The organism is Nocardioides terrigena (assembly GCF_003047265.1).
In the GTDB taxonomy this organism is placed as follows: Bacteria; Actinomycetota; Actinomycetes; order Propionibacteriales; family Nocardioidaceae; genus Nocardioides; species Nocardioides terrigena.
Map to the genome: position 1 here is coordinate 505,647 of NZ_PZYY01000001.1, position 18,509 is coordinate 524,155.

The 18,509-nt window shown below is 72.5% G+C and carries 19 protein-coding genes; 9 read left to right on the forward strand and 10 right to left on the reverse strand.

What is annotated here, in order from left to right; all coding sequences use genetic code 11:
* Positions 1-12 precede the first annotated feature (12 nt).
* Genes DAE25_RS02375 through DAE25_RS02395 form a run of 5 tightly spaced genes read right to left on the reverse strand, consistent with a single transcriptional unit; the run spans position 13 to position 4,799 of the window.
* Positions 13-813: an ABC transporter ATP-binding protein gene (locus DAE25_RS02375; protein WP_234410800.1), complete on the reverse strand. Its 801-nt coding sequence runs from the start codon at positions 811-813 to the stop codon at positions 13-15.
* A complete protein-coding gene (locus DAE25_RS02380) occupies positions 803-1,558 on the reverse strand; it encodes an ABC transporter ATP-binding protein (protein WP_107764608.1) in 756 nt (251 codons plus the stop codon). The genes DAE25_RS02375 and DAE25_RS02380 overlap by 11 nt, the downstream gene beginning before the upstream one ends.
* Complete coding sequence (locus DAE25_RS02385) at positions 1,555-2,679, reverse strand: branched-chain amino acid ABC transporter permease (RefSeq protein WP_234410801.1); 1,125 nt, start codon at positions 2,677-2,679, stop codon at positions 1,555-1,557. Before DAE25_RS02385 ends, DAE25_RS02380 begins: the two co-directional genes overlap by 4 nt.
* Positions 2,663-3,541 carry a branched-chain amino acid ABC transporter permease gene (locus DAE25_RS02390; protein ID WP_107764610.1) on the reverse strand — a complete coding sequence of 293 codons (879 nt, stop codon included), beginning with the start codon at positions 3,539-3,541 and terminating at the stop codon, positions 2,663-2,665. Before DAE25_RS02390 ends, DAE25_RS02385 begins: the two co-directional genes overlap by 17 nt.
* A gap of 31 nt (positions 3,542-3,572) precedes the next feature.
* Positions 3,573-4,799: an amino acid ABC transporter substrate-binding protein gene (locus DAE25_RS02395; protein ID WP_107764611.1), complete on the reverse strand. Its 1,227-nt coding sequence runs from the start codon at positions 4,797-4,799 to the stop codon at positions 3,573-3,575.
* Between the two features lie 95 nt (positions 4,800-4,894).
* Here DAE25_RS02395 and DAE25_RS02400 point away from each other — a divergent pair, with 95 nt between their 5' ends.
* Both DAE25_RS02400 and DAE25_RS02405 read left to right on the forward strand, forming a co-directional pair.
* Positions 4,895-5,953 (forward strand): LacI family DNA-binding transcriptional regulator, encoded by a 1,059-nt coding sequence (locus tag DAE25_RS02400; protein WP_234410802.1) that lies wholly within the window; start codon positions 4,895-4,897, stop codon positions 5,951-5,953.
* Entirely contained in the window at positions 5,950-7,059 is a 1,110-nt protein-coding gene (locus DAE25_RS02405) for a glycerate kinase (RefSeq protein ID WP_107764612.1), read from the forward strand. Before DAE25_RS02400 ends, DAE25_RS02405 begins: the two co-directional genes overlap by 4 nt.
* A gap of 379 nt (positions 7,060-7,438) precedes the next feature.
* On the opposite strand, the gene DAE25_RS02410 is transcribed toward DAE25_RS02405, so the two are convergent.
* Both DAE25_RS02410 and DAE25_RS02415 read right to left on the reverse strand, forming a co-directional pair.
* Positions 7,439-8,758, reverse strand: a complete 1,320-nt coding sequence (locus DAE25_RS02410; protein ID WP_107764613.1) for a hypothetical protein — start codon at positions 8,756-8,758, stop codon at positions 7,439-7,441.
* An 82-nt stretch (positions 8,759-8,840) separates the two neighbouring features.
* Positions 8,841-9,338 carry a 2'-5' RNA ligase family protein gene (locus tag DAE25_RS02415; RefSeq protein ID WP_107764614.1) on the reverse strand — a complete coding sequence of 166 codons (498 nt, stop codon included), beginning with the start codon at positions 9,336-9,338 and terminating at the stop codon, positions 8,841-8,843.
* A gap of 64 nt (positions 9,339-9,402) precedes the next feature.
* Here DAE25_RS02415 and miaB point away from each other — a divergent pair, with 64 nt between their 5' ends.
* Positions 9,403-10,908, forward strand: a complete 1,506-nt coding sequence (gene miaB, locus DAE25_RS02420; RefSeq protein WP_107764615.1) for a tRNA (N6-isopentenyl adenosine(37)-C2)-methylthiotransferase MiaB — start codon at positions 9,403-9,405, stop codon at positions 10,906-10,908.
* Positions 10,909-11,023: 115 nt separating this feature from the next.
* Positions 11,024-11,989: a type IV toxin-antitoxin system AbiEi family antitoxin domain-containing protein gene (locus tag DAE25_RS02425; protein ID WP_107764616.1), complete on the forward strand. Its 966-nt coding sequence runs from the start codon at positions 11,024-11,026 to the stop codon at positions 11,987-11,989.
* Between the two features lie 33 nt (positions 11,990-12,022).
* Here the strand turns inward: DAE25_RS02425 and DAE25_RS02430 are convergent, their stop codons facing one another.
* The 3 genes from DAE25_RS02430 to DAE25_RS24075 all read right to left on the reverse strand — a co-directional run bounded on the left by DAE25_RS02430 (position 12,023) and on the right by DAE25_RS24075 (position 13,239).
* The gene (locus tag DAE25_RS02430) at positions 12,023-12,313 is read right to left on the reverse strand and encodes a hypothetical protein (RefSeq protein ID WP_107764617.1); all 291 of its coding nucleotides are present in this window, start codon (positions 12,311-12,313) and stop codon (positions 12,023-12,025) included.
* Positions 12,310-12,810, reverse strand: coding sequence for an NUDIX hydrolase (locus DAE25_RS02435; protein WP_056887714.1), 501 nt, complete (start codon positions 12,808-12,810; stop codon positions 12,310-12,312). Before DAE25_RS02435 ends, DAE25_RS02430 begins: the two co-directional genes overlap by 4 nt.
* 69 nt (positions 12,811-12,879) lie before the next feature.
* Positions 12,880-13,239: an antitoxin gene (locus DAE25_RS24075; RefSeq protein ID WP_107764936.1), complete on the reverse strand. Its 360-nt coding sequence runs from the start codon at positions 13,237-13,239 to the stop codon at positions 12,880-12,882.
* A 73-nt stretch (positions 13,240-13,312) separates the two neighbouring features.
* Here DAE25_RS24075 and miaA point away from each other — a divergent pair, with 73 nt between their 5' ends.
* The 5 genes from miaA (at position 13,313) to dapF (ending at position 18,508) form a co-directional block, all read left to right on the forward strand.
* Positions 13,313-14,263, forward strand: coding sequence for a tRNA (adenosine(37)-N6)-dimethylallyltransferase MiaA (gene miaA, locus DAE25_RS02445; protein WP_107764618.1), 951 nt, complete (start codon positions 13,313-13,315; stop codon positions 14,261-14,263).
* 51 nt (positions 14,264-14,314) lie between these two features.
* Complete coding sequence (gene ggt / locus DAE25_RS02450) at positions 14,315-16,147, forward strand: gamma-glutamyltransferase (RefSeq protein ID WP_107764619.1); 1,833 nt, start codon at positions 14,315-14,317, stop codon at positions 16,145-16,147.
* A 90-nt stretch (positions 16,148-16,237) separates the two neighbouring features.
* A complete protein-coding gene (locus DAE25_RS02455; protein WP_234410803.1) occupies positions 16,238-17,152 on the forward strand; it encodes a helix-turn-helix domain-containing protein in 915 nt (304 codons plus the stop codon).
* Positions 17,149-17,664, forward strand: a complete 516-nt coding sequence (locus DAE25_RS02460) for a dihydrofolate reductase family protein (RefSeq protein ID WP_107764620.1) — start codon at positions 17,149-17,151, stop codon at positions 17,662-17,664. The genes DAE25_RS02455 and DAE25_RS02460 overlap by 4 nt, the downstream gene beginning before the upstream one ends.
* A gap of 55 nt (positions 17,665-17,719) precedes the next feature.
* Complete coding sequence (gene dapF, locus DAE25_RS02465) at positions 17,720-18,508, forward strand: diaminopimelate epimerase (protein ID WP_107764621.1); 789 nt, start codon at positions 17,720-17,722, stop codon at positions 18,506-18,508.
* Position 18,509 lies beyond the last annotated feature (1 nt).

An 18,509-nucleotide genomic window follows, 5' to 3' on the forward strand; every position in this document is an offset into this window, starting at 1 on the left:
GTGTCTCCTGGATCAGGTCGTGGGGGCGGTCGAGGGACGGCCGCCCAGGTAGAGCTCGGCCAGCTGGGGGTCGCGGAGCAGCTCGTCGGCCGGTCCGGAGATGTGCACCCGGCCGAGGTCGAGGACGCAGCCGAGATCTGCGGTCTCGAGGGCACGGCGGGCGTTCTGCTCGACGAGCAGCACCGCGGTGCCGGCGTCGCGCATGCGCACGACCTGCTCGAAGACGGTGCCGGTGGCCTTGGGGTCCAGGCCCATGGACGGCTCGTCGAGGAGCACGACCTGCGGGCTGACCATCAGCGAGCGGGCGAACTCCACCTGCTTCTGCTGGCCTCCGGACAGGGCCCCCGCGAGGGCGGTCCACCGCTCGGCGACGACGGGGAACAGGCTCTTGACGAAGTCGACGCGGTCGGACACGACGGACTTGTCCTTGACGGAGTAGGCGCCCAGCAGGACGTTCTCCGCGACCGTCATCTCCTTGAAGACGCTGTGGCCCTGGAGGACGTGGGAGAGCCCGGCGGTCAGCATCTGCTGCGGCGAGTTCTTCGTGACGTCCTGACCGGCGACCCGGATGGTGCCCGAGCGGGGGGTGAGCATCCCGCTGGCCACCTTGAGGACCGTGGACTTGCCGGCGCCGTTGGGGCCGACGAGGCAGACCACGGTGGCCGGCGGGACCGTCACGGTGAGGCCGCGCAGCACCAGGGCCGCCCGGCCGTAGCCGGCCTCGATGTCGGTGAGCTCGAGCAGGGGCTGTTCCGTTGGGCGCGAGGGTGTCGCCTGCGGCGCCACGCTGCCGCGCGTTGATTCAGATGCCAAGGTAGGCCTCCAGGACTCGGGGGTCGCTCTGCACGACCGACGGCGGGCCTTCGCAGATCTGCCGGCCACGGTCGAAGACGACGACGTGGTCGGACAGGCTCATGACGAGGTCCATGTTGTGCTCGACGATGAGGAACGTCTTGCCCTCGGCGTTGAGGTCGCGCACGAGGGTGGCGATCCGGTCGATGAGGGCGGGGTTCACGCCGCCCGCCGGCTCGTCGAGCATGATCGTCTCGGGGTCGGCCATCAGCACGCCGGCCAGCTCGAGCAGCTTCTGCTGGCCGTAGGAGATGTCCCGGGCCTCGCTGTTCTCGAGGTGGTCGATGCCGACCCGGCTCAGCAGCTCGCGGGCCCGGTCGACCTCGGCGGTGCTGCGTGCCGGGGCGGCCAGGTGACGCAGGCTGGTGGAGCGGACGGCCACCAGCATGTTCTCCATGACGGTCATCCGGGGGAAGACCCGGCACAGCTGGAAGCTGCGGCCGATGCCGGCGCGGGCGATCCTGTGCGACGCCTTGCCGGTGATGTCGTCCCCGAGGTACGTCGCGCGCCCCGAGTCGGGCTTGATCATCCCGGTGACGCAGTTGAAGAACGTGGTCTTGCCCGAGCCGTTGGGGCCGATGAGGGCGTTGACCTTGCCGTGGTGGAACTGCACGGACGCGCCGTCCACGGCGGTGACGCCGCCGAACGACTTGCTCAGGCACTCGGTGGCAAGCCCGATGCGGGTGCCGGTCGCGGTCTCTGTCATCGCTGCACTCCTTCGGAGAGGCGGTCGGTCGACTCGTCGTCGGTGGCCGGGTCGGCCGCGGTGCTCGCACCCGGACCGGACGCCGTACGCCGCTGCTCGGCCAGCTCGCCGGCGCTGACCTCGCGGATGGAGGCGGCCTGCGGGCGGAACCGGTCGATGAGCTGGGAGACCGCCGGGATGATCCCGTCGGGCATGAAGAGCACGACGACGCCGAGCAGGAGCCCCATGGCGACGAGGTGGAACTGGGTGTCGCCGTACTGGTTCTTGAAGAACTCGACGGCGTACCCGACGATCACCGCGCCGAGGAAGGGACCGAGCAGGCTGCGGATCCCGCCGAGCAGGCTCATCAGCACCATGTAGGAGCCGACCAGGATCGAGAACTGGAAGATCGGGTCGAGGAAGCCGAACCACAACGCGTACATGCCGCCGCCGAGGGCGGTGAAGAACGCCGAGATGACGAACGCCGTCAGCTTGTAGTTGAAGGTGGGGACGCCCAGCGACTGGGCCTTGTCCTCGTCCTCGCGGATCGCCTTGAGGCCGGTGCCGAAGCGGGAGCGGTCGATCGCCCACCACACCAGCAGCGCCACCGCGAGCAGCGCCGCGTGGAGGTAGAAGAAGCGCTCGTGCTGCTCGGGACGCAGCACCGACTCGTCGAAGGGCCGCGGGACCCGCAGGCCGTTGGAGCCGCCGGTGACCTCGCCCCACGACTGGAAGACCAGCAGCAGGATGAGCACCATCGCGATCGAGACGATCACGAAGGAGGCGCCGCGGACCCGGAGGCTGGCGATGCCGATCGGCACCGCGAGCACCGCGACCCCGAGGCCGCCGAGGATCATCGCGACCCACGGGTTGATCCCGGTGTGGATCACCAGGAGGGCGGTGCCGTAGGCGCCGAGACCGGAGTACGACGCGTGGCCGAGCGAGATGTAGCCGGTGAAGCCGCCGACGAAGTTCCACGACGTGGCGAGCACGGCGTAGCTCATGATGACGACGCCGACCGACAGGATGAACGGGTCCGGGGCCAGGCTCGGGAAGGCCAGCACGGCGGCGGCCAGGACGAGGAGGCCCATGCCCTTGGTGAGCATCCCTCCGCGGCTCGTGGTGTCAGAAGCGCTGGGCAAGACGACCTCCGAAGAATCCCTGCGGTCGCACCATCAAGGTGGCGAACAACGCGACGTAGAAGATGGTCTGGGCCCAGGTCGTCCCGAGCGGGATCTGGAGCAGGCTCTGGCCGAGGCCGAGGAGCATGGCCGCGATCGCGGCGCCCGGGATGCTCCCGAGGCCACCGACCACGATGATCGCCATCAGCGGGCCGATCCAGTGCCAGTGCAGCGACGGGTAGATCGTGGAGTCCAGGGCGAGTGCCGTGCCGCCGATGGCGGCGGTGGCGAGCCCCAGCCCGAAGCCGTAGCCGGCGATCCGGTCGGTGTTGATGCCGATCAGGCGGGCCGCGTCGGGGTGCTGGATCGTGGCCCGCAGCGCCTGCCCGAACTGCGTCATCTTGAGGATCAGGAAGAGCGCGCCGAGCGAGACGGCCGCCAGGCCGAAGGCGATCAGCTTGACCACGGCGATGTTGGCGCCGAAGAGCTCGATGCTCTCACCGCTGTAGGGGAGCCGGATCCGGCGCTGGGTGCCGCTGAAGACGAAGCCGAGCATCCCCTCGATCACCAGGGCGATCGAGAAGGTCAGCAGCACCGACATCATCGTCAGGGTCGCCGGGCGCAGCCGCGAGATGAGCAGCCGCTGCATCAGCACGCCGGTGACGAAGAACAGCGGCACGGTCACGACGAGCGAGAGCAGCGGGTCGAGGCCGGTCTCGGTGGTGAAGAACCACGCGAGGTAGGCCGCGAGGATGAGGAACGCCGAGTGGGCGATCATCACGACCCGCATCACGCCGAAGTAGAGGGTGAGGCCGGCGGCCAGGAGGGCGTAGAGCCCACCCAGCAGCACGCCCAGCACCAGGCTCTGGAAGAACAGGGACATCAGGTTGCCTTTCGGTGGGTCGGGCTACCGGTCACCACTCGGGCTTCTCGAGGATGAGGTCGGCCTCGGCGGCGTCCTCGGGCAGCACGATCCGGATCTCTCCGTCGACGTACTGCTGGATGAGGTGGGCGCCCTCGGGGCGGCCCTCGGCGTCCCACGTCAGCGGGCCGACGACGGTGTCGACCTCGTTGTCGCGCAGCCAGTCGATGAGCTGCTGCTGGCACTCCGGGTCGGGGTCGGCGCAGCCGACGGCCTCGACGGCGGCGGCCACGACCTGGCCGGTCGTCCACGCGTTGGCCTCGTCCTCGGCCGGCGGGGTCCCCTCGCGCTCGGTGTAGTACTCCACGAACTCGGCGTTGGTGGGGTAGTCCGCCTCGGGGGTGTAGCCGGTGGGGGAGAGGATGCCCTCGGTCTCGTCGCCGATGGCCTCGGGGAACTCCGGGTTGGTCGGTGCGGTCGAGAAGGCGGCCATCTTGGGCTGGTAGTCGAGCTGGCGCAGCGACACGATCATGTTGACGGCGTCCTGGTACTGCGTGCCGCCGACCACGACGTCGGCCTTGCTGTCGGCGATCTTGGCCGCGATCGAGCCGAAGTCGGTCGTGTTGGGCGGGTAGACCTCGTCCACGACGGTCTCGACGCCCATCTCCTCGAGGCGGGTCTTGAGGCCGTAGGCCGTGCCCATCGCGAACGGGTCGTCCATGGCGGCGTACGCCGCGGTCTTGGGCCGCTCCGCCTCGGGCAGCGCCTCGATGGCGTCGGCGAGGTAGTTGTAGTGGTCGTCCGCGACCGCGGGGGCGGCGTAGAAGAGATTGTCGAAGCCCTGGGTGAAGACCTCCTCCGCGGCGCCGGCGGGCTCCACGAAGAGGAAACCGTAGTCCTTGGCCACCTGGGCGGCGGGGACGACGAGGCGGGTGGAGAAGGGGCCGAAGACGAGGTCGACGCCATCCTGGTTGATGAGCTTCTCGTAGTCGGAGGCGACCCGGTCGGCGTTGGACTGGTCGTCGAGGATCGTCAGCTCGACGTCGCGCCCGAGCAGGCCGCCGTTGTCGTTGACGTAGTCGGCCCAGGCCTCGTAGCCGCGCTGGACCCCCTTGCCCGGCTCGCTGAAGTCGCCGGTGAGCGGGAGGGAGATGCCGATGGTGATGGGACCCTCGCCCTCCTCGCCCTCGTCACTGGAGCCGGAGCTCATGCACCCGGTGAGGGTGAGGGCGGATGCCAGGGCCAGGACGCCGAGGCGGTGGTGGGTTGTGACCTTCATGTCGCTCCTCTACGCTGAACGTAAGCGCTTTCGTAAGCGCTTTCGGTTACTGTAGGCAACACACGACGGATGTGGCAAGGGTCACAGCACAACTCGTGTCCGAGGACCCGGAGGGGGACACGTTGGCGAAGGGCAGGCCCACGCTGCGGCTGCAGGACGTCGCCGAGGCCGCGGGCGTCTCGATCGCAACCGCCTCGCGCAGCCTGTCGCGCACGGCGGGCGTCAGCGAGGAGGTCGCCGAGCGGGTGCGCGGGGTCGCCCGGGACATGGGGTACGTCGCCAACGTCCACGCGCGCAGCCTCGCGGGCGGCGCGTCCCGGTCGGTCGGGCTGGTGGTCCACGAGATCGGCGACCCCTACTTCACCGAGATCGCCAGCGGCGTGCTGCGCGTGGGAGCCCGGGAGGGGCTGACCGTCCAGATCTGCCACACCGGCCGCGACCCCCAGCAGGAGCTCGAGCAGATCCGCACCCTCATCGCCAACCGCGTCGGCGCGATCGTCATCGCCGGCTCCGGCTTCGTGGACCCCGCCGACCAGGCCGCGGCCAAGGCCGACCTGGCGAGCTACCGCCGCTTCGGTGGCCGGGTCGCGGTGATCGGGCGCCACCACCTCAGCGCCGACGCCGTGCTGCCCGACAACCTGACCGGGGGCCGGGCCGTCGCCCGGCACCTGCTCGACCTCGGCCACCGTCGGATCGCCGTCGTCGCCGGCATGCGGTCGCTGACCACCGTGGCCGACCGGCTGGCCGGGATCGAGGAGGCCTTCGCCGCGGCCGGGATCCCCTTCGCGGACGTGCCGGTGGTCGAGGCGCCCTTCACCCGCCTCGGCGGCAAGCAGGCGGCGGAGGAGATCCTGGCCGCCCACCCCGACGTCACCGCGATCCTCGCCCTCAACGACGACATGGCCATCGGGGTGCTGTCGGTGCTGCGCGACCGGGGCATCGCGGTGCCGGGCCGGATGTCGGTCACCGGCTTCGACGACGTGGCCGTCGCGGTCGACCTGGCCCCCGCGCTCACGACCGTGCGGCTGCCGATGGTCGACATGGGGGAGCAGGCCCTGCTGATGGCCCTCAAGGAGCCCTCGGCGCGACCGCGACGTCGTACGGCCGAGTGCGACCTGGTCGTGCGCGACTCGACCGCGGTGCCCGAGTCATGACCCGGGTCCTCGTCGCCCCCGACAAGTTCAAGGGCACCCTCCCGGCGTACGACGTCGCGCGGGCCGTCGCGCTCGGCCTGCGGCGGGTGCACCCGGACGCCGAGGTAGAGCTGCTGCCGGTGGCCGACGGGGGCGACGGCACGCTCGACGCGGCGATCTCGGCCGGCTTCGAGCGGGTGCCGGTGACGGTGGCCGGCCCGACCGGCGAGCCGGTGGAGACGGCGTACGCACGTCAGGGGACGACCGCGGTGGTCGAGATGGCCGACGCGTGCGGGCTGGAGCGCCTGCCCGGTGGGGTGCCGGCCTCGCTCACCGCCTCCAGCCGGGGCCTCGGCGAGGTAATGGCGGCCGCGCTCGACGCGGGCTGCCGCGAGCTCGTCGTGGGCATCGGCGGCAGCGCGAGCACCGACGGCGGTGCCGGCCTGCTGGCCGCGCTCGGGGCCGTGGCCTCGCCCGCGGTCCCGGACGGCGGTGCTGCTCTCGTGGACGTCTCCGCCCTCGCGCTCGACGCGCTGCACCCCGGCCTCGCGGACGCGCGGGTCGTGGTGGCCTGCGACGTCGACAACCCGCTGACCGGTCCCGAGGGCGCTGCGGCGGTCTACGGGCCGCAGAAGGGCGCGTTGCCCGAGCAGGTGGGCGAGCTCGACGCGGCCCTGTCGCACTGGGCCGACGTGGTCGCGACCTCGACCGGCGCCGACCGTCGCGATGCCCCCGGGGCGGGGGCCGCGGGGGGCGTCGGCTTCGCCCTCGTGGCCGCGCTGGGCGCCGAGCTGCGCCCCGGCATCGGGCTGCTGCTCGACCTGCTCGGCTTCGCCGACCGGGTGGCCGGCGCCGACCTGGTGGTGACCGGCGAGGGCTCGCTGGACGCCCAGAGCCTGCGCGGCAAGGCACCGGTCGGGGTCGCCACCGCGGCCGGTGCCGCGGGAGTGCCCGTCGTCGCGGTCTGCGGGCGCCGGCTGCTCGACGACGACGAGCTGGCCGCCGGCGGCATCGGCGCGGCGTACGCCCTGACGGACGTCGAGCCCGACGTGGACACCTGCATGCGTGAGCCGGCGCGGCTGCTCGCCGACCTCGGCGAGCTGCTCGCGCGGCGTCACCTCACCTGAGCGACCTCGCGGTCACGGGCCGGCAGCCGTAGCAGCGCCGTCCCGTGACCACCCCCCGGACCGGCGAGCCGAGCGAGGGCCGTCGTCAACACCCGGCTCGCCGATCGGGGAGCACCTCGGGCCGGTCCGGCCACGGGGCCGTCCCCGCGCGGCCCGGGTGGCGACGCCGACGACCCCCGTAGCGGTGTAGCCCGCCACCTCCGCGGCCGTGGTCCACGCGATCCAGCGGGTCCACACGTCGCGGCGGTTCGTCGGCGCCTCCATGCCTCGATCCTCGTCCGTCCGCCCTCGGCGGGGCAGGGGCCAAGGTCCTCGCCGGTGCCGTCGACCGGCACTGATCGGCCTCGGGGACACCCGGAGGCGGGGTGGGGTCGTCCGGTCAGGACTCGCAGCCGCTGACCCGCTCGGCCACGCAGGTGTCGACGCCGGTGCCGCCGCCTGCCGAGTCATCGCCGTCGCCACCGTCGAGGCGGTCCGCGACGACGGTCTTCCTGGTCCCGAGCGTCTCCACCGTGCCGAAGGGCCCGTCCATGGTGATGCGATAAACGTGCTCCCGGCCCCGGCTCTCCAGGACGTCGTCACCGGACTCGCCGTACACCTCCGACGTCCGGACGCACTCGCGGGTGAGGGGGAAGGGTCTCAACAGCGGGTCCAGCTCCTCCGTGTCCACCCCCACACGCAGGTGGTCGTCACCCCCGCGCCCGCGCAGGACCACGTGGCAGGCGCTCGCCCGCAGCACGTCGCCCGCGTCGGAGCCGATCAGCTCCACGCGGGTGTCCGCGCCCGGGTCAACCCAGTGGGGGAGCTGCACGACGAGACCCTCGACGCCCGAGAACGCGTACGACGCCTGCTGCGACCCGTCCGACAGGTCCAGCCGTTGCGTGGAGAGGTCGGCGGTGAGGGTGCGCGCCCGGCCGGACACGTGCAGCGTGTCGGTGCCGTCGCCCAGGTCCAGCAGGAGCGGGGGCGCGTGCACATCGATCCCGAGCGTGACCTCGTCGTCCCCGCCGAGGGTGCGGAGGGTCTGCGGGCTACCGCCCTCCATCCGGACGGCGTCGTCACCCTCGGAGCCGGTGAACGACGACGGGCCCGACGTGCTCAGCACGTACCGCTCCATCCCTTGCCATCGCACGAAGGGACGACCGCGGTGGGTCGCCCGGCGGGATGCGGCGTCGACCGACAGGGAGCCGCCCTGTGACGACAGCTTCAGCTCGTCCCGGCCGCCGCCGCCGTCGATCGTCACACCGCGGTGGGCGGTACCGCGATCCACCCCCACCGAGTCGTCGCCGGCGCCGAGCAGGATGCGGTCCCGGTTGACCCGACCCCGGACGCCCGTCCAGACCGAGTCGACGCCCGGGCCGCCGAGGTAGGTGTCCCTGCCCTCGTCGAGCGAGGCGATGACGCGGGTGTGGGTCTCGACCAGCACGCGGTCGTTCCCGGGCCCGGGGACGACGTACGCCCCGAGGCCTGCGCGCCCGGTTCGGACGCAGATCGTGTCGTGGCCGCGGCCGGCGTCGACGTACGCACGGCGAGCGCGCACCACGATCACGTCCGGGCCGGGCGTGCCCTCCACGACGCGCGCCGAGGAGACGATGGTGGGCCGCTGGCCATCGCAGGGGGCGACGACCGCGCCCACGGGCGGTACGACGCAGAGCAGTGCCGCCGTGCCGGCGAGCGCGAGCAGGGCGCTGGTCCTCATCCTCATGTCCCCCTGGATCGTGACGAGGAGCCGGACGCTAGCAGCGGGAGGCGCGGTCCGTTGCTGCTTCGACCGAGCAGGGTCAGAGGGTGCGGACCGTCCCGGCGTCGGGGTCCCAGCGGCGCAGCTCGACGAGGCGGAGGGCGAGGTCCTCGTGGCCGATCGCCTCGAGCGCGGCCGGGACCGCGGAGCGCGGCACCCGCCGGGCCAGGGTCACGTGCGGCAGCCATCCCGGGTGCTTGGCGTGCGGCACCTCGCCGCGCAGTGCGAGCACCGCACCGATGAGCGCGTCGGGGACGTCGAGCAGCCGGACGACGGACACCCGAGCGCCCCCGAGCAGCGCGATCCCCGACGCCCGCGACTCGACCGGGAGGGACGTCCCGAGCCGGGTCATCGCGACCTCATCGTGCTCCGGCCCGAGGGTCTCGGCGGTGAGGACGGTGACGTGCGGGGTGTTGGTCATGCCCTTGTGGTCGAGCTGCGAGGGGAGCCCGGCGTCGCGCAGCGCCTGCCAGTCGCGGAGGACGGCCTCGCGTCCCTCGTCGTCGGGCAGCAGCTCGAAGGCGTGCAGGCGCGGCATGGGTCCGAGGGTAGACGCGTGCGATTCCCTCGGCCCCGAGCGCCCGCCGTACCCTTGACCGGTCATGACTGCCATTCCCGAGACGCTGCCTGAGACGCCTGCACGCACCTACGAGGTCCGCACCTACGGGTGCCAGATGAACGTCCACGACTCCGAGCGCCTCACCGGGCTGCTGGAGGACGCGGGGTACGTCGCCACTCCCGCCGGCGCGCAGGCCGACGTGGTCGTCTTCAACACCTGCGCGGTCCGCGAGAACGCCGACAACAAGCTCTACGGCAACCTCAGCCACTTGGCGCCGATCAAGGCCGCCAACCCCGACATGCAGATCGCCGTCGGCGGTTGCCTCGCGCAGAAGGACCGCGCCACGATCACGGACAGGGCGCCGTACGTCGACGTCGTCTTCGGCACCCACAACATCGGCTCGCTGCCGGCCCTCCTCGACCGCGCCCGCTCGCACCAGGAGGCGCAGGTCGAGATCCTCGAGTCGTTGTCGGTCTTCCCCTCGACCCTGCCGACCAAGCGGGACTCGGCGTACGCCGCGTGGGTCTCGATCTCGGTCGGCTGCAACAACACGTGCACGTTCTGCATCGTCCCGGCCCTGCGGGGCAAGGAGAAGGACCGCCGCCCCGGCGAGATCCTCGCCGAGGTCGAGGCGCTGGTCGCCGAGGGCGTCACCGAGATCACCCTGCTGGGCCAGAACGTCAACGCCTACGGCGTGGAGTTCGGCGACCGGCAGGCCTTCTCCAAGCTGCTGCGCGCCTGCGGCGAGGTCGAGGGCCTCGAGCGGGTCCGCTTCACGTCGCCGCACCCGGCCGAGTTCACCGACGACGTCATCGAGGCGATGGCCGAGACGCCCAACGTGATGCACCAGCTGCACATGCCGCTGCAGTCGGGCTCCGACCGGCTGCTGCGCGCGATGCGCCGCTCCTACCGCTCCTCCAAGTTCCTCGGCATCATCGAGCGGGTCCGCGCGGCCATGCCCGACGCGGCGATCACCACCGACATCATCGTGGGCTTCCCCGGCGAGACCGAGGAGGACTTCCTCGAGACGATGCGCGTGGTGCGCGAGTCCCGCTTCTCCGGCGCCTTCACCTTCCAGTACTCCCCGCGCCCCGGCACCCCGGCCGCCACCATGGAGGACCAGGTGCCGCCGGAGGTCGTCAAGGACCGATACCTGCGCCTCTCCGAGCTGGTCACCCAGATCGCCTGGGACGAGAACAAGGCCCTGGTCGGCACCCGCGTCGAGCTCATGGTCGCCGAGGGGGAGGGCCGCAAGGACGCCGCCACCCACCGGCTCTCCGGGCGAGGCCGGGACAACCGCCTCGTGCACTTCAACCCCGACGGCGCCGCCGGGGTCCGGCCGGGCGACATGGTCGTCGTCGAGATCACGTACGCCGCTCCGCACCACCTCGTCGCCGACGGTCCGGTCCTGGACGTACGCCGCACCCGTGCCGGCGACGCGTGGGAGGCCCGCACCTCCGCGCCGACCTCCTCCGGGCCGGGCGTCGGGCTCGGCATGCCGAGCATCGGCGTGCCCGCCCCGCTGCCCCCCGCGCCCGCCTGCAGCTGACCGCGGTTGTGTGTGGCTTCGGTGCCACCAGGTGACACCAGAGCCACACAGTCCGTTGTCCACAGGTCCGGTACCCGGATGACTGAGCCCGTCTCCCGGCGGGAACAACGCCGGAATGACCTCACCACGCCCCTGGCCCCCGGGCGGGTCCGTCGCCGACCAGCACGGTGTCGTGTCCAGGGCCCAGCTGCTGGCCTGCGGCGAGACCCCGGCCAGTATTCGGCGCCTGATCCGGCGCCGCGAGCTCTCTGTCGTGCACCCGGGCATCTACCTGGCACACACGGGTGACCCCACCTGGCTGCAGCGGTCCTGGGCGGCGGTGCTGCACGCCTGGCCGGCCGCGCTCGCGGGGGAGGCGGCACTGCGCACCCACGAGGGTCCGGGCAAGCGGCGGGACCCGGCGACCATCGAGGTGGCGGTGGCCAGGTCGCGGACGGTCCTGGCCCCGCCCGGCGTACGCATCACACGGGTCGACCGGCTCGACGAGCGCGCGGTGTGGACGGTCGGGCCGCCTCGCCTGCGGTACGACGACGCGGCCATCGCGGTGGCCTGCCGTGCGGTCTCCGACCTCGACGCGCTCCGGGTGCTGGCCGACGTGGTGCAGGGACGACGGTCCACCGCGCAGAGGCTGGCCGACGAGCTGGCAGCGCGTGGCCGCGCCCCACGTCGGGCGTGGCTGAGCAGCGTCCTGGCCGACATCGCCGCAGGGACGTGCTCGGTCCTGGAGCACGGCTACCTGGATCGGGTCGTGCGGCCGCACAGGCTGCCCGAGGGTGATCGTCAGGTGCGTGACGGGCGTGGTGACCGGGTGGTCTACCGCGACGTCGAGCACGAGGACGGGCTGGTCGTCGAGCTGGACGGTCGACTCGGCCACGACTCGGCGCGCCAGCGGGACACCGACATGGAGCGCGACCTCGACGCGGCCCTGGTGGGCAAGGACACCGTGCGCATCGGCTGGGGCCAGGTCTTCGATCGGGCGTGCTCGACGGCGGCCAAGGTCGCCGCGCTGCACGCGGCCCGCGGGTGGACCGGGGTGCCACAGCCGTGCGGAGATGAGTGTGGGATCGGTGCCACCAGGTGACACCGATCCCACACCTACTGACGACCGCGAGGCTCAGGCGGGCGGCTCGACCGACCCGTCCTCGGACTCCTGGCCGGCCTCGGGGTCCTGCTCGGTGCCGGACTCCTGGTCGTCCGCCTCGCCCTCAGGGGCCTGCTTCTTGTCGTCGGCCTCCGCGATCTCGTCGGGGAGCACGTCGTCGACGGCCGGGTTGTCCTCGGGGTCGAGGTCCCGGGCGAGGTTGACGTCCTCCGGGTCACCGCCGACCGCGTCGACGCCACCGGGGTTGGGTTCCTTGTCCTCGATGACCGGCTCGGGGAGCGGGCCGAGGTCCTCGTTGTTCATCGTTGTCCCTCCGGGTCTTCGTTGAGATGGGCCTGATGGAAATGGTCGAAACCGTGGGCGAGGTAGCGCTCGCCGCTGCCGAGCCGGCTGAGCGCGAACGCCTCGTGCGGCACCACCGGGGTGGGCAGCGCGTCGAGGCGGCACCAGCGGAGCTCGGCGCACTTGTCGGGCTCCATCACCCGCGGCTCGCCCTCCCACGAGCGGGCGGTGAAGAACCAGTCGACGCGCTCGTCGATGGCCTCGCCACCGCGGGTGCGGTGCATGGTGAACTCGAAGTCGAGGTCGGCGCCGGTCAGCCCGAGCTCCTCGGCCGCCTCGCGGCGGGCAGCGTCGTACGCCGTCTCGCCGCGCTCGACGTGACCGGCCGCAGCGGCGGCCCAGTGGCCGTCCATGTAGGGCGTGCCCTGCCGGAGCTGGAGCAGCACCTCGGTCCCCCCGTCGCCCTCGCGCAGGAGGTAGACGTAGGAGGCCGGCACGACCACGAAGCGATCCGTCACGGCAGCCAACCTAGTGGTGGCCACCGGGCGTCGCTCACCCCCTCAGGGGCGAGCGACGGCGACCGCGCCTCAGGGGCGGGGTGCCGAGCCCGTGGCCGGGTTGGTCGGGTCGGTGGGGAGGCCCGGCGCGTCGGGCGAGGGGGTCGGCACGGGAGCCGGGTCGGTGGTGGGCTCGGGTCCCGGGTAGGGGACCACGTCGGGGTCCGGAGCCGGCTCGGTCGTGGTGGCTGAGAAGTCGTCGTTCTTGCCGTCGAGCTTGTCGAGGCCCTCCTGGGCCTTGGTGACCCCGGTGCCGATGTGCTCGGTGTACTTGCCGCCGGTCTTCTTGTCGACCGCGTCGCCGGCCTTGGTGAGCCCGTCCGCGATCTTGTCGCCGTGCTTGTCGACGGCGTCGGTGAGCTTGGCCTTGGCGTCGTCCAGGAAACCCATCTGGTCCTCCACGAAAGTCGGTGTGCGGAGTGCGGCCCGGTCGGACCGCGCCTCGTTTGGAACACTACCGACCATGCCCGCCGCGACCCACCCCGTCACGGTCGCCGTCGTGGGGGCCACGGCCTCCGGCAAGACGGGGCTGAGCCTCGACCTGGCGGAGCGGCTTGGGGGCGAGGTGGTCAACACCGACGCCATGCAGGTCTACCGCGGGATGGACGTCGGCACCGCCAAGCTGCCCCCGGCCGAGCGCCGCGACATCCCCCACCACCTGCTCGACCTGCTCGACGTCACCGAGACGGCCACGGTGGCGCAGTTCCAGGGCTGGGCCCGCGCGGCGATCGACGACATCCGCGGTCGCGGCGCGACGCCGGTGCTGGTCGGCGGGTCGGCGCTCTACACCCGCGCGATCCTCGATCGCTTCGAGTTCCCCGGCACCGACGAGTCCGTGCGCCGCGAGCTGGAGGCCGACCTCGAGCGGCTCGGGAACCTCGCGATGCACGAGCGGCTGGCCCGCCTCGACCCCGAGGCCGCCGACCGGATCCTCGCCGACAACGGCCGCCGGGTCGTCCGCGCCCTCGAGGTCATCGCGCTCACCGGACGTCCCTACTCCGCGAGCCTGCCGCAGCTCGAGTACGCCGACCCGCTCACCCTGCAGGTCGGGGTCGACATCGACCGCCCGGCCCTCGACGCGCGGATCGACGAGCGGGTGCGCCGGATGTACGACGAGGGGCTGGTCGACGAGGTGGAGCGGCTGCTCGACCTCGGGCTCGAGCGGGGACTCACCGCCGGCCGGGCGATCGGCTACCGCGAGGCGGCGGCGTACCTGCGCGGGGAGATGGGCCGCGACGACGCGATCGCGCGCACCCAGGCCGCCACCCGGCGCTTCGCCCGCCGCCAGGACTCGTGGTTCCGCAAGGACCCCCGCGTCGTCTGGGTCCCGTACGACGACCCGCACCGGCTCGAGCGCACGCTCGAGGCCGTCGCGGCACTCCACCCCGGAGGGGATCGACAACCGGACGCCTGAGGCGCAGGGTGGGAGCACCCACACCCGGTCGGTCATTTCTCGGAGGCCCGCATGCGCATCGCCCTACCCGCCCTCGCCACGTCCGCGCTCGTCGCGGGCCTGCTCGTCTCCGCGCCACCGGCACCCGCCGACGAGCCGTCCGCGGCGCCGGCCGCCCGGCCGACGGCGAAGATCCCGACCGCGGTCGGCTACGGCGGCGCGGTCTCCACCGTCGACCCCGAGGCGAGCGCGGCGGCCCTCAAGATCCTCAAGAAGGGCGGCAACGCCGCCGACGCCGCGGTGGCGGCCGCCGCCACCCTGGGCGTCACCGAGCCCTACAGCGCAGGCATCGGCGGGGGCGGCTACTTCGTCCACTACGACGCGAAGACCGGTGAGGTCAGCACCATCGACGGTCGCGAGACCGCCCCGGCGAAGATGCCCACCGATGCGTTCGTCGACCCTGCGACCGGGAAGCCGTACCCCTTCACCCCTGACCTGGTGACCAGCGGCGTGAGCGTCGGCGTGCCCGGCACCCCCGCCACCTGGGCGCGCGCCCTCAAGCGCTTCGGCACGCTGTCGATGGCCAAGGCGCTCAAGCCGGCCATCGGGGTCGCCCAGCGTGGCTTCGTCGTCGACGACACCTTCCGCCAGCAGACGCTGGACAACGAGGAGCGCTTCAACGCCTTCTGGGCCAGCCGCCAGCTCTTCCTCCCCGGCGGTGACGCGCCCGAGGTCGGCTCGATCTTCAAGAACCCGCAGCTCGCCACGACGTACACGATGCTCGGCGAGGAGGGCCTCGACTCCTTCTACGAGGGCCGGCTCGCGCGCCTGATGGTCAAGATCGTGCGCAAGCCGCGCACCACGCCGAGCACCGAGCTCCCGGTGCCGCGGGGTTACCTCTCGCGCAAGGACCTCAAGAACTACAAGGTGCTCAACCAGAAGCCGAGCCGCAGCAGCTACCGCGGCTACGACGTCTACGGGATGAACCCGTCCTCGTCCGGCGGCACCACGGTCGGTGAGGCGCTCAACATCCTCGAGCGCTACGACCTGTCCTCGATGACGCCCACCCAGGCGCTGCACCACTACCTCGAGGCGAGCGCGCTGTCCTTCGCCGACCGGGGCAGGTACGTCGGCGACCCGGCCTTCGTCGACGTGCCGATCGGCAAGCTCCTCAGCGACCGGTACGCCGCCGAGCGGGCCTGCGCGATCAGCCCGACCACCGCGCTCACCAAGCCGACCGCGGCCGGTGACGTCGCGTCGTACGACGGTGTGTGCGGGGCGCCCGCCGCTCGCGGGACGGTCGACGCCGACACCGAGAACATCTCGACCACCAACCTCACCGTGGCCGACAAGTGGGGCAACGTCGTGGAGTACACCCTCACCATCGAGCAGACCGGCGGCTCCGGCATGGCGGTGCCGCGCTACGGCTTCCTGCTCAACAACGAGCTCACCGACTTCTCGACCGTCTACGACCCGGCCGACCCCAACCGCATCCAGCCCGGCAAGCGCCCGCGCTCGTCGATGAGCCCGACGATCGTGCTCAAGGACGGCAAGCCCTTCATGGCGCTCGGCTCGCCCGGCGGCTCCACGATCATCACCACCGTGCTGCAGATGCTGGTCAACCGGATCGACCTGCGGATGGGCGTCGCCGGTGCCATCGCGGCGCCGCGGGCCTCGCAGCGCAACACCGCCAACGTCACGGCCGAGCCGGACTTCATCACCGCGTACGGCGCCGGGCTCACGGCCCTGGCCCACAAGCTGGCTCCGGCCGGCGACGCCTTCACCAGCGCCGCCGAGATCGGGGCGGCGACCGCGATCGAGTTCGGCCCCGGCGGGCTGATGACCGCGGTCTCGGAGCCGGTGCGGCGCGGCGGCGGAGCGGCGAGGGTCGTCGACCCGCGGTAGTTCCGGCCCCCGTCCCGGCCCTCGTCCGGGCCTCGGGGGTGAGCAAGATCGGTCGGGTGCTCCGGCACCCGACCGGTCCACACTGGGTCCGTGACCGGACGTGACCGCCTGCGCGAGCTGCTCGACGCCGTGCTCGACGAGGACAACCAGCGGCTCGACGACATGGCCGGCTCGGCGTACGCCTCGCGCTTCCACTTCAGCCGGGAGGTCGCGCGCGGCACGGGCGAGACGCCGGTGGCGCTGCGCCGTCGGGTGATGCTCGAGCGGAGCGCCTGGCGCATCTCGCGCGGGCTGTCGGTCACCGACGCGGCCTTCGAGGCGGGCTACGAGTCCGTCGAGGGGTTCGGCCGCGCCTTCGTCCGGGCGTACGGCGTCCCGCCGAGCATGTTCGCCGGTCCGGGTGACGTCCGCGCGCACTGGCTCCCCGCGCCCAACGGCGTGCACTTCCACCCGCCGCTCAGCCTGTGGGTCCACGAGTCCGAGGAGGTCCATCCCATGCACGTGTCCGCCCAGCTGGTCCAGCACGACATCGACGACACCGCCCACCTGATCGACGTGGCGGCGTCCGTCCCCGACGAGGACTACCGGCGCGAGGTGCTGCCGCGGCACAGCGTGCTGTCCTTCGACGGCGAGGAGCCGTCGGCGGCGAGCGTGCTGGAGCACCAGGTCTTCAGCAAGGAGGTCTGGGTCGCGGCGTTCGAGGGTGCCGACTTCCCCGACCGCGGGTCCGACGACCCGGCGAGCCTCCGTGCGAGGCACGAGGCGATCGCCCCGCGTTGGCTGGCGGTCTGTCGCGACGTGGAGCAGCGGGGCGCGTGGGACGACCGGCTCATCGACGCGCTGTGCGACCCGCCCGAGTCCTTCCAGGTCGGCAGCGTCATCGCGCACGTCCTGTCCTTCGGCGCCCACCGGCGCCAGCTGGCGCGGCTGATGCTCCGCGCCGGCGGCCACGAGATCGACGACGGTGATCCGATCACCTGGAACCGCAGGAGGTACGAGGCATGACCACCATCTACTACACGGGCTGCTCGCTCGACGGCTTCATCGCGACGCCGGACCACTCGCTCGACTGGCTGACCTCGCGCGACATCGACGAGCAGGGTCCGATGCACTACGCGTCGTTCCGCGAGCGGATCGGGGCCTGCGTCATGGGCGCCACGACCTGGCAGTGGATCCTCGACCACGACGACGACCCCTGGGGCGACCTGCCGACCTGGGTGATGACGCACCGCACCTTCGAGCCGGTCAAGGCCGTGACGTTCTCCGCCGACCCGGTCGAGCAGGTGCACGCGGCGGCGCTCGAGGTCGCCGCCGGCAAGGACGTCTGGCTGGTGGGCGGAGGGGACCTCGTCGGACAGTTCCACGACGCCGGGCTCCTCGACGAGGTGTGGATCCAGTACGCCCCCGTCACCCTCGGGGCCGGTGCCCCGGTGTTGCCCCGCCACGTCGAGCTGCGGCTGGAGGAGGTCGCGCGCAACCGCGACTTCGCCTGCCTGCGGCACAGCGTGGTCCGGTGACGGCTGGCCGACCGGCTCGTGCTGCCGCGCTGGTTCGTCCTGCCACACTGGGGGAGTGAGCTACCGCTTCCTCAAGGGCCACGGCACCGAGAACGACTTCGTCGTCCTGCCCGACGCAGACGGCACCGTCCACGGTGACCTCGACCCCGCCCGGGTCCGCGCGCTGTGCGACCGCCGCGCCGGCATCGGCGGCGACGGGGTGCTGCGCGCGGTCCGCGGCGACGACGGGTGGTTCATGGACTACCGCAACGCCGACGGCTCGACGAGCGAGATGTGCGGCAACGGCGTGCGCGTCTTCGCCCGCTACCTCCACGACCACGAGGGCGAGCCCTACCCGGTGTCCATCGGCACCCGCGACGGCGTCAAGGTCGTCGGCGATGCCGGTGACGGGCTGCTCACCGCCGACATGGGCACCCCGCAGGTGTACGACGCCACGACCGTCACCGTCGACGGCACCGGCCACGCCGCCCGGCACGTCGCGACGGGCAACCCGCACGCCGTCGCCTTCGTGGACGACCTGGCCCAGGCCGGCTCGCTGCTGACCGAGCCCGGCTACGACCACGCCGTCTATCCCGACGGCGTCAACGTGGAGTTCGTCGTACGCCGCGGCGAGCGGCACGTCGCGATGCGCGTCCACGAGCGGGGCTCGGGCGAGACCCGGTCCTGCGGCACCGGCGCGTGCGCGGTGATGGTCGCGACCGCGCTGGCCGACGACGCGCCGCGCGGCACGTCGTACCGCGTCGACGTCCCGGGTGGGCGCCTCGACATCGTGTGGACCGAGGACGACCGGGTGCTCATGACCGGGCCGGCGGTGCTGGTCGCGGAGGGCGAGACCGACCTCTGAC

What these genes read in the sequence shown, in the direction of transcription:
- DAE25_RS02380 (WP_107764608.1), bottom strand. Translation starts at nt 1,558, where the DNA reads ATGACAGAGACCGCGACCGGCACCCGCATCGGGCTTGCCACCGAGTGC.
- DAE25_RS02390 (WP_107764610.1), bottom strand. Translation starts at nt 3,541, where the DNA reads ATGTCCCTGTTCTTCCAGAGCCTGGTGCTGGGCGTGCTGCTGGGTGGG.
- DAE25_RS02395 (WP_107764611.1), bottom strand. Translation starts at nt 4,799, where the DNA reads ATGAAGGTCACAACCCACCACCGCCTCGGCGTCCTGGCCCTGGCATCC.
- DAE25_RS02405 (WP_107764612.1), top strand. Translation starts at nt 5,950, where the DNA reads ATGACCCGGGTCCTCGTCGCCCCCGACAAGTTCAAGGGCACCCTCCCG.
- DAE25_RS02410 (WP_107764613.1), bottom strand. Translation starts at nt 8,758, where the DNA reads ATGAGGACCAGCGCCCTGCTCGCGCTCGCCGGCACGGCGGCACTGCTC.
- DAE25_RS02415 (WP_107764614.1), bottom strand. Translation starts at nt 9,338, where the DNA reads ATGCCGCGCCTGCACGCCTTCGAGCTGCTGCCCGACGACGAGGGACGC.
- miaB (WP_107764615.1), top strand. Translation starts at nt 9,403, where the DNA reads ATGACTGCCATTCCCGAGACGCTGCCTGAGACGCCTGCACGCACCTAC.
- DAE25_RS02425 (WP_107764616.1), top strand. Translation starts at nt 11,024, where the DNA reads ATGACCTCACCACGCCCCTGGCCCCCGGGCGGGTCCGTCGCCGACCAG.
- DAE25_RS02430 (WP_107764617.1), bottom strand. Translation starts at nt 12,313, where the DNA reads ATGAACAACGAGGACCTCGGCCCGCTCCCCGAGCCGGTCATCGAGGAC.
- DAE25_RS24075 (WP_107764936.1), bottom strand. Translation starts at nt 13,239, where the DNA reads ATGGGTTTCCTGGACGACGCCAAGGCCAAGCTCACCGACGCCGTCGAC.
- miaA (WP_107764618.1), top strand. Translation starts at nt 13,313, where the DNA reads ATGCCCGCCGCGACCCACCCCGTCACGGTCGCCGTCGTGGGGGCCACG.
- ggt (WP_107764619.1), top strand. Translation starts at nt 14,315, where the DNA reads ATGCGCATCGCCCTACCCGCCCTCGCCACGTCCGCGCTCGTCGCGGGC.
- DAE25_RS02460 (WP_107764620.1), top strand. Translation starts at nt 17,149, where the DNA reads ATGACCACCATCTACTACACGGGCTGCTCGCTCGACGGCTTCATCGCG.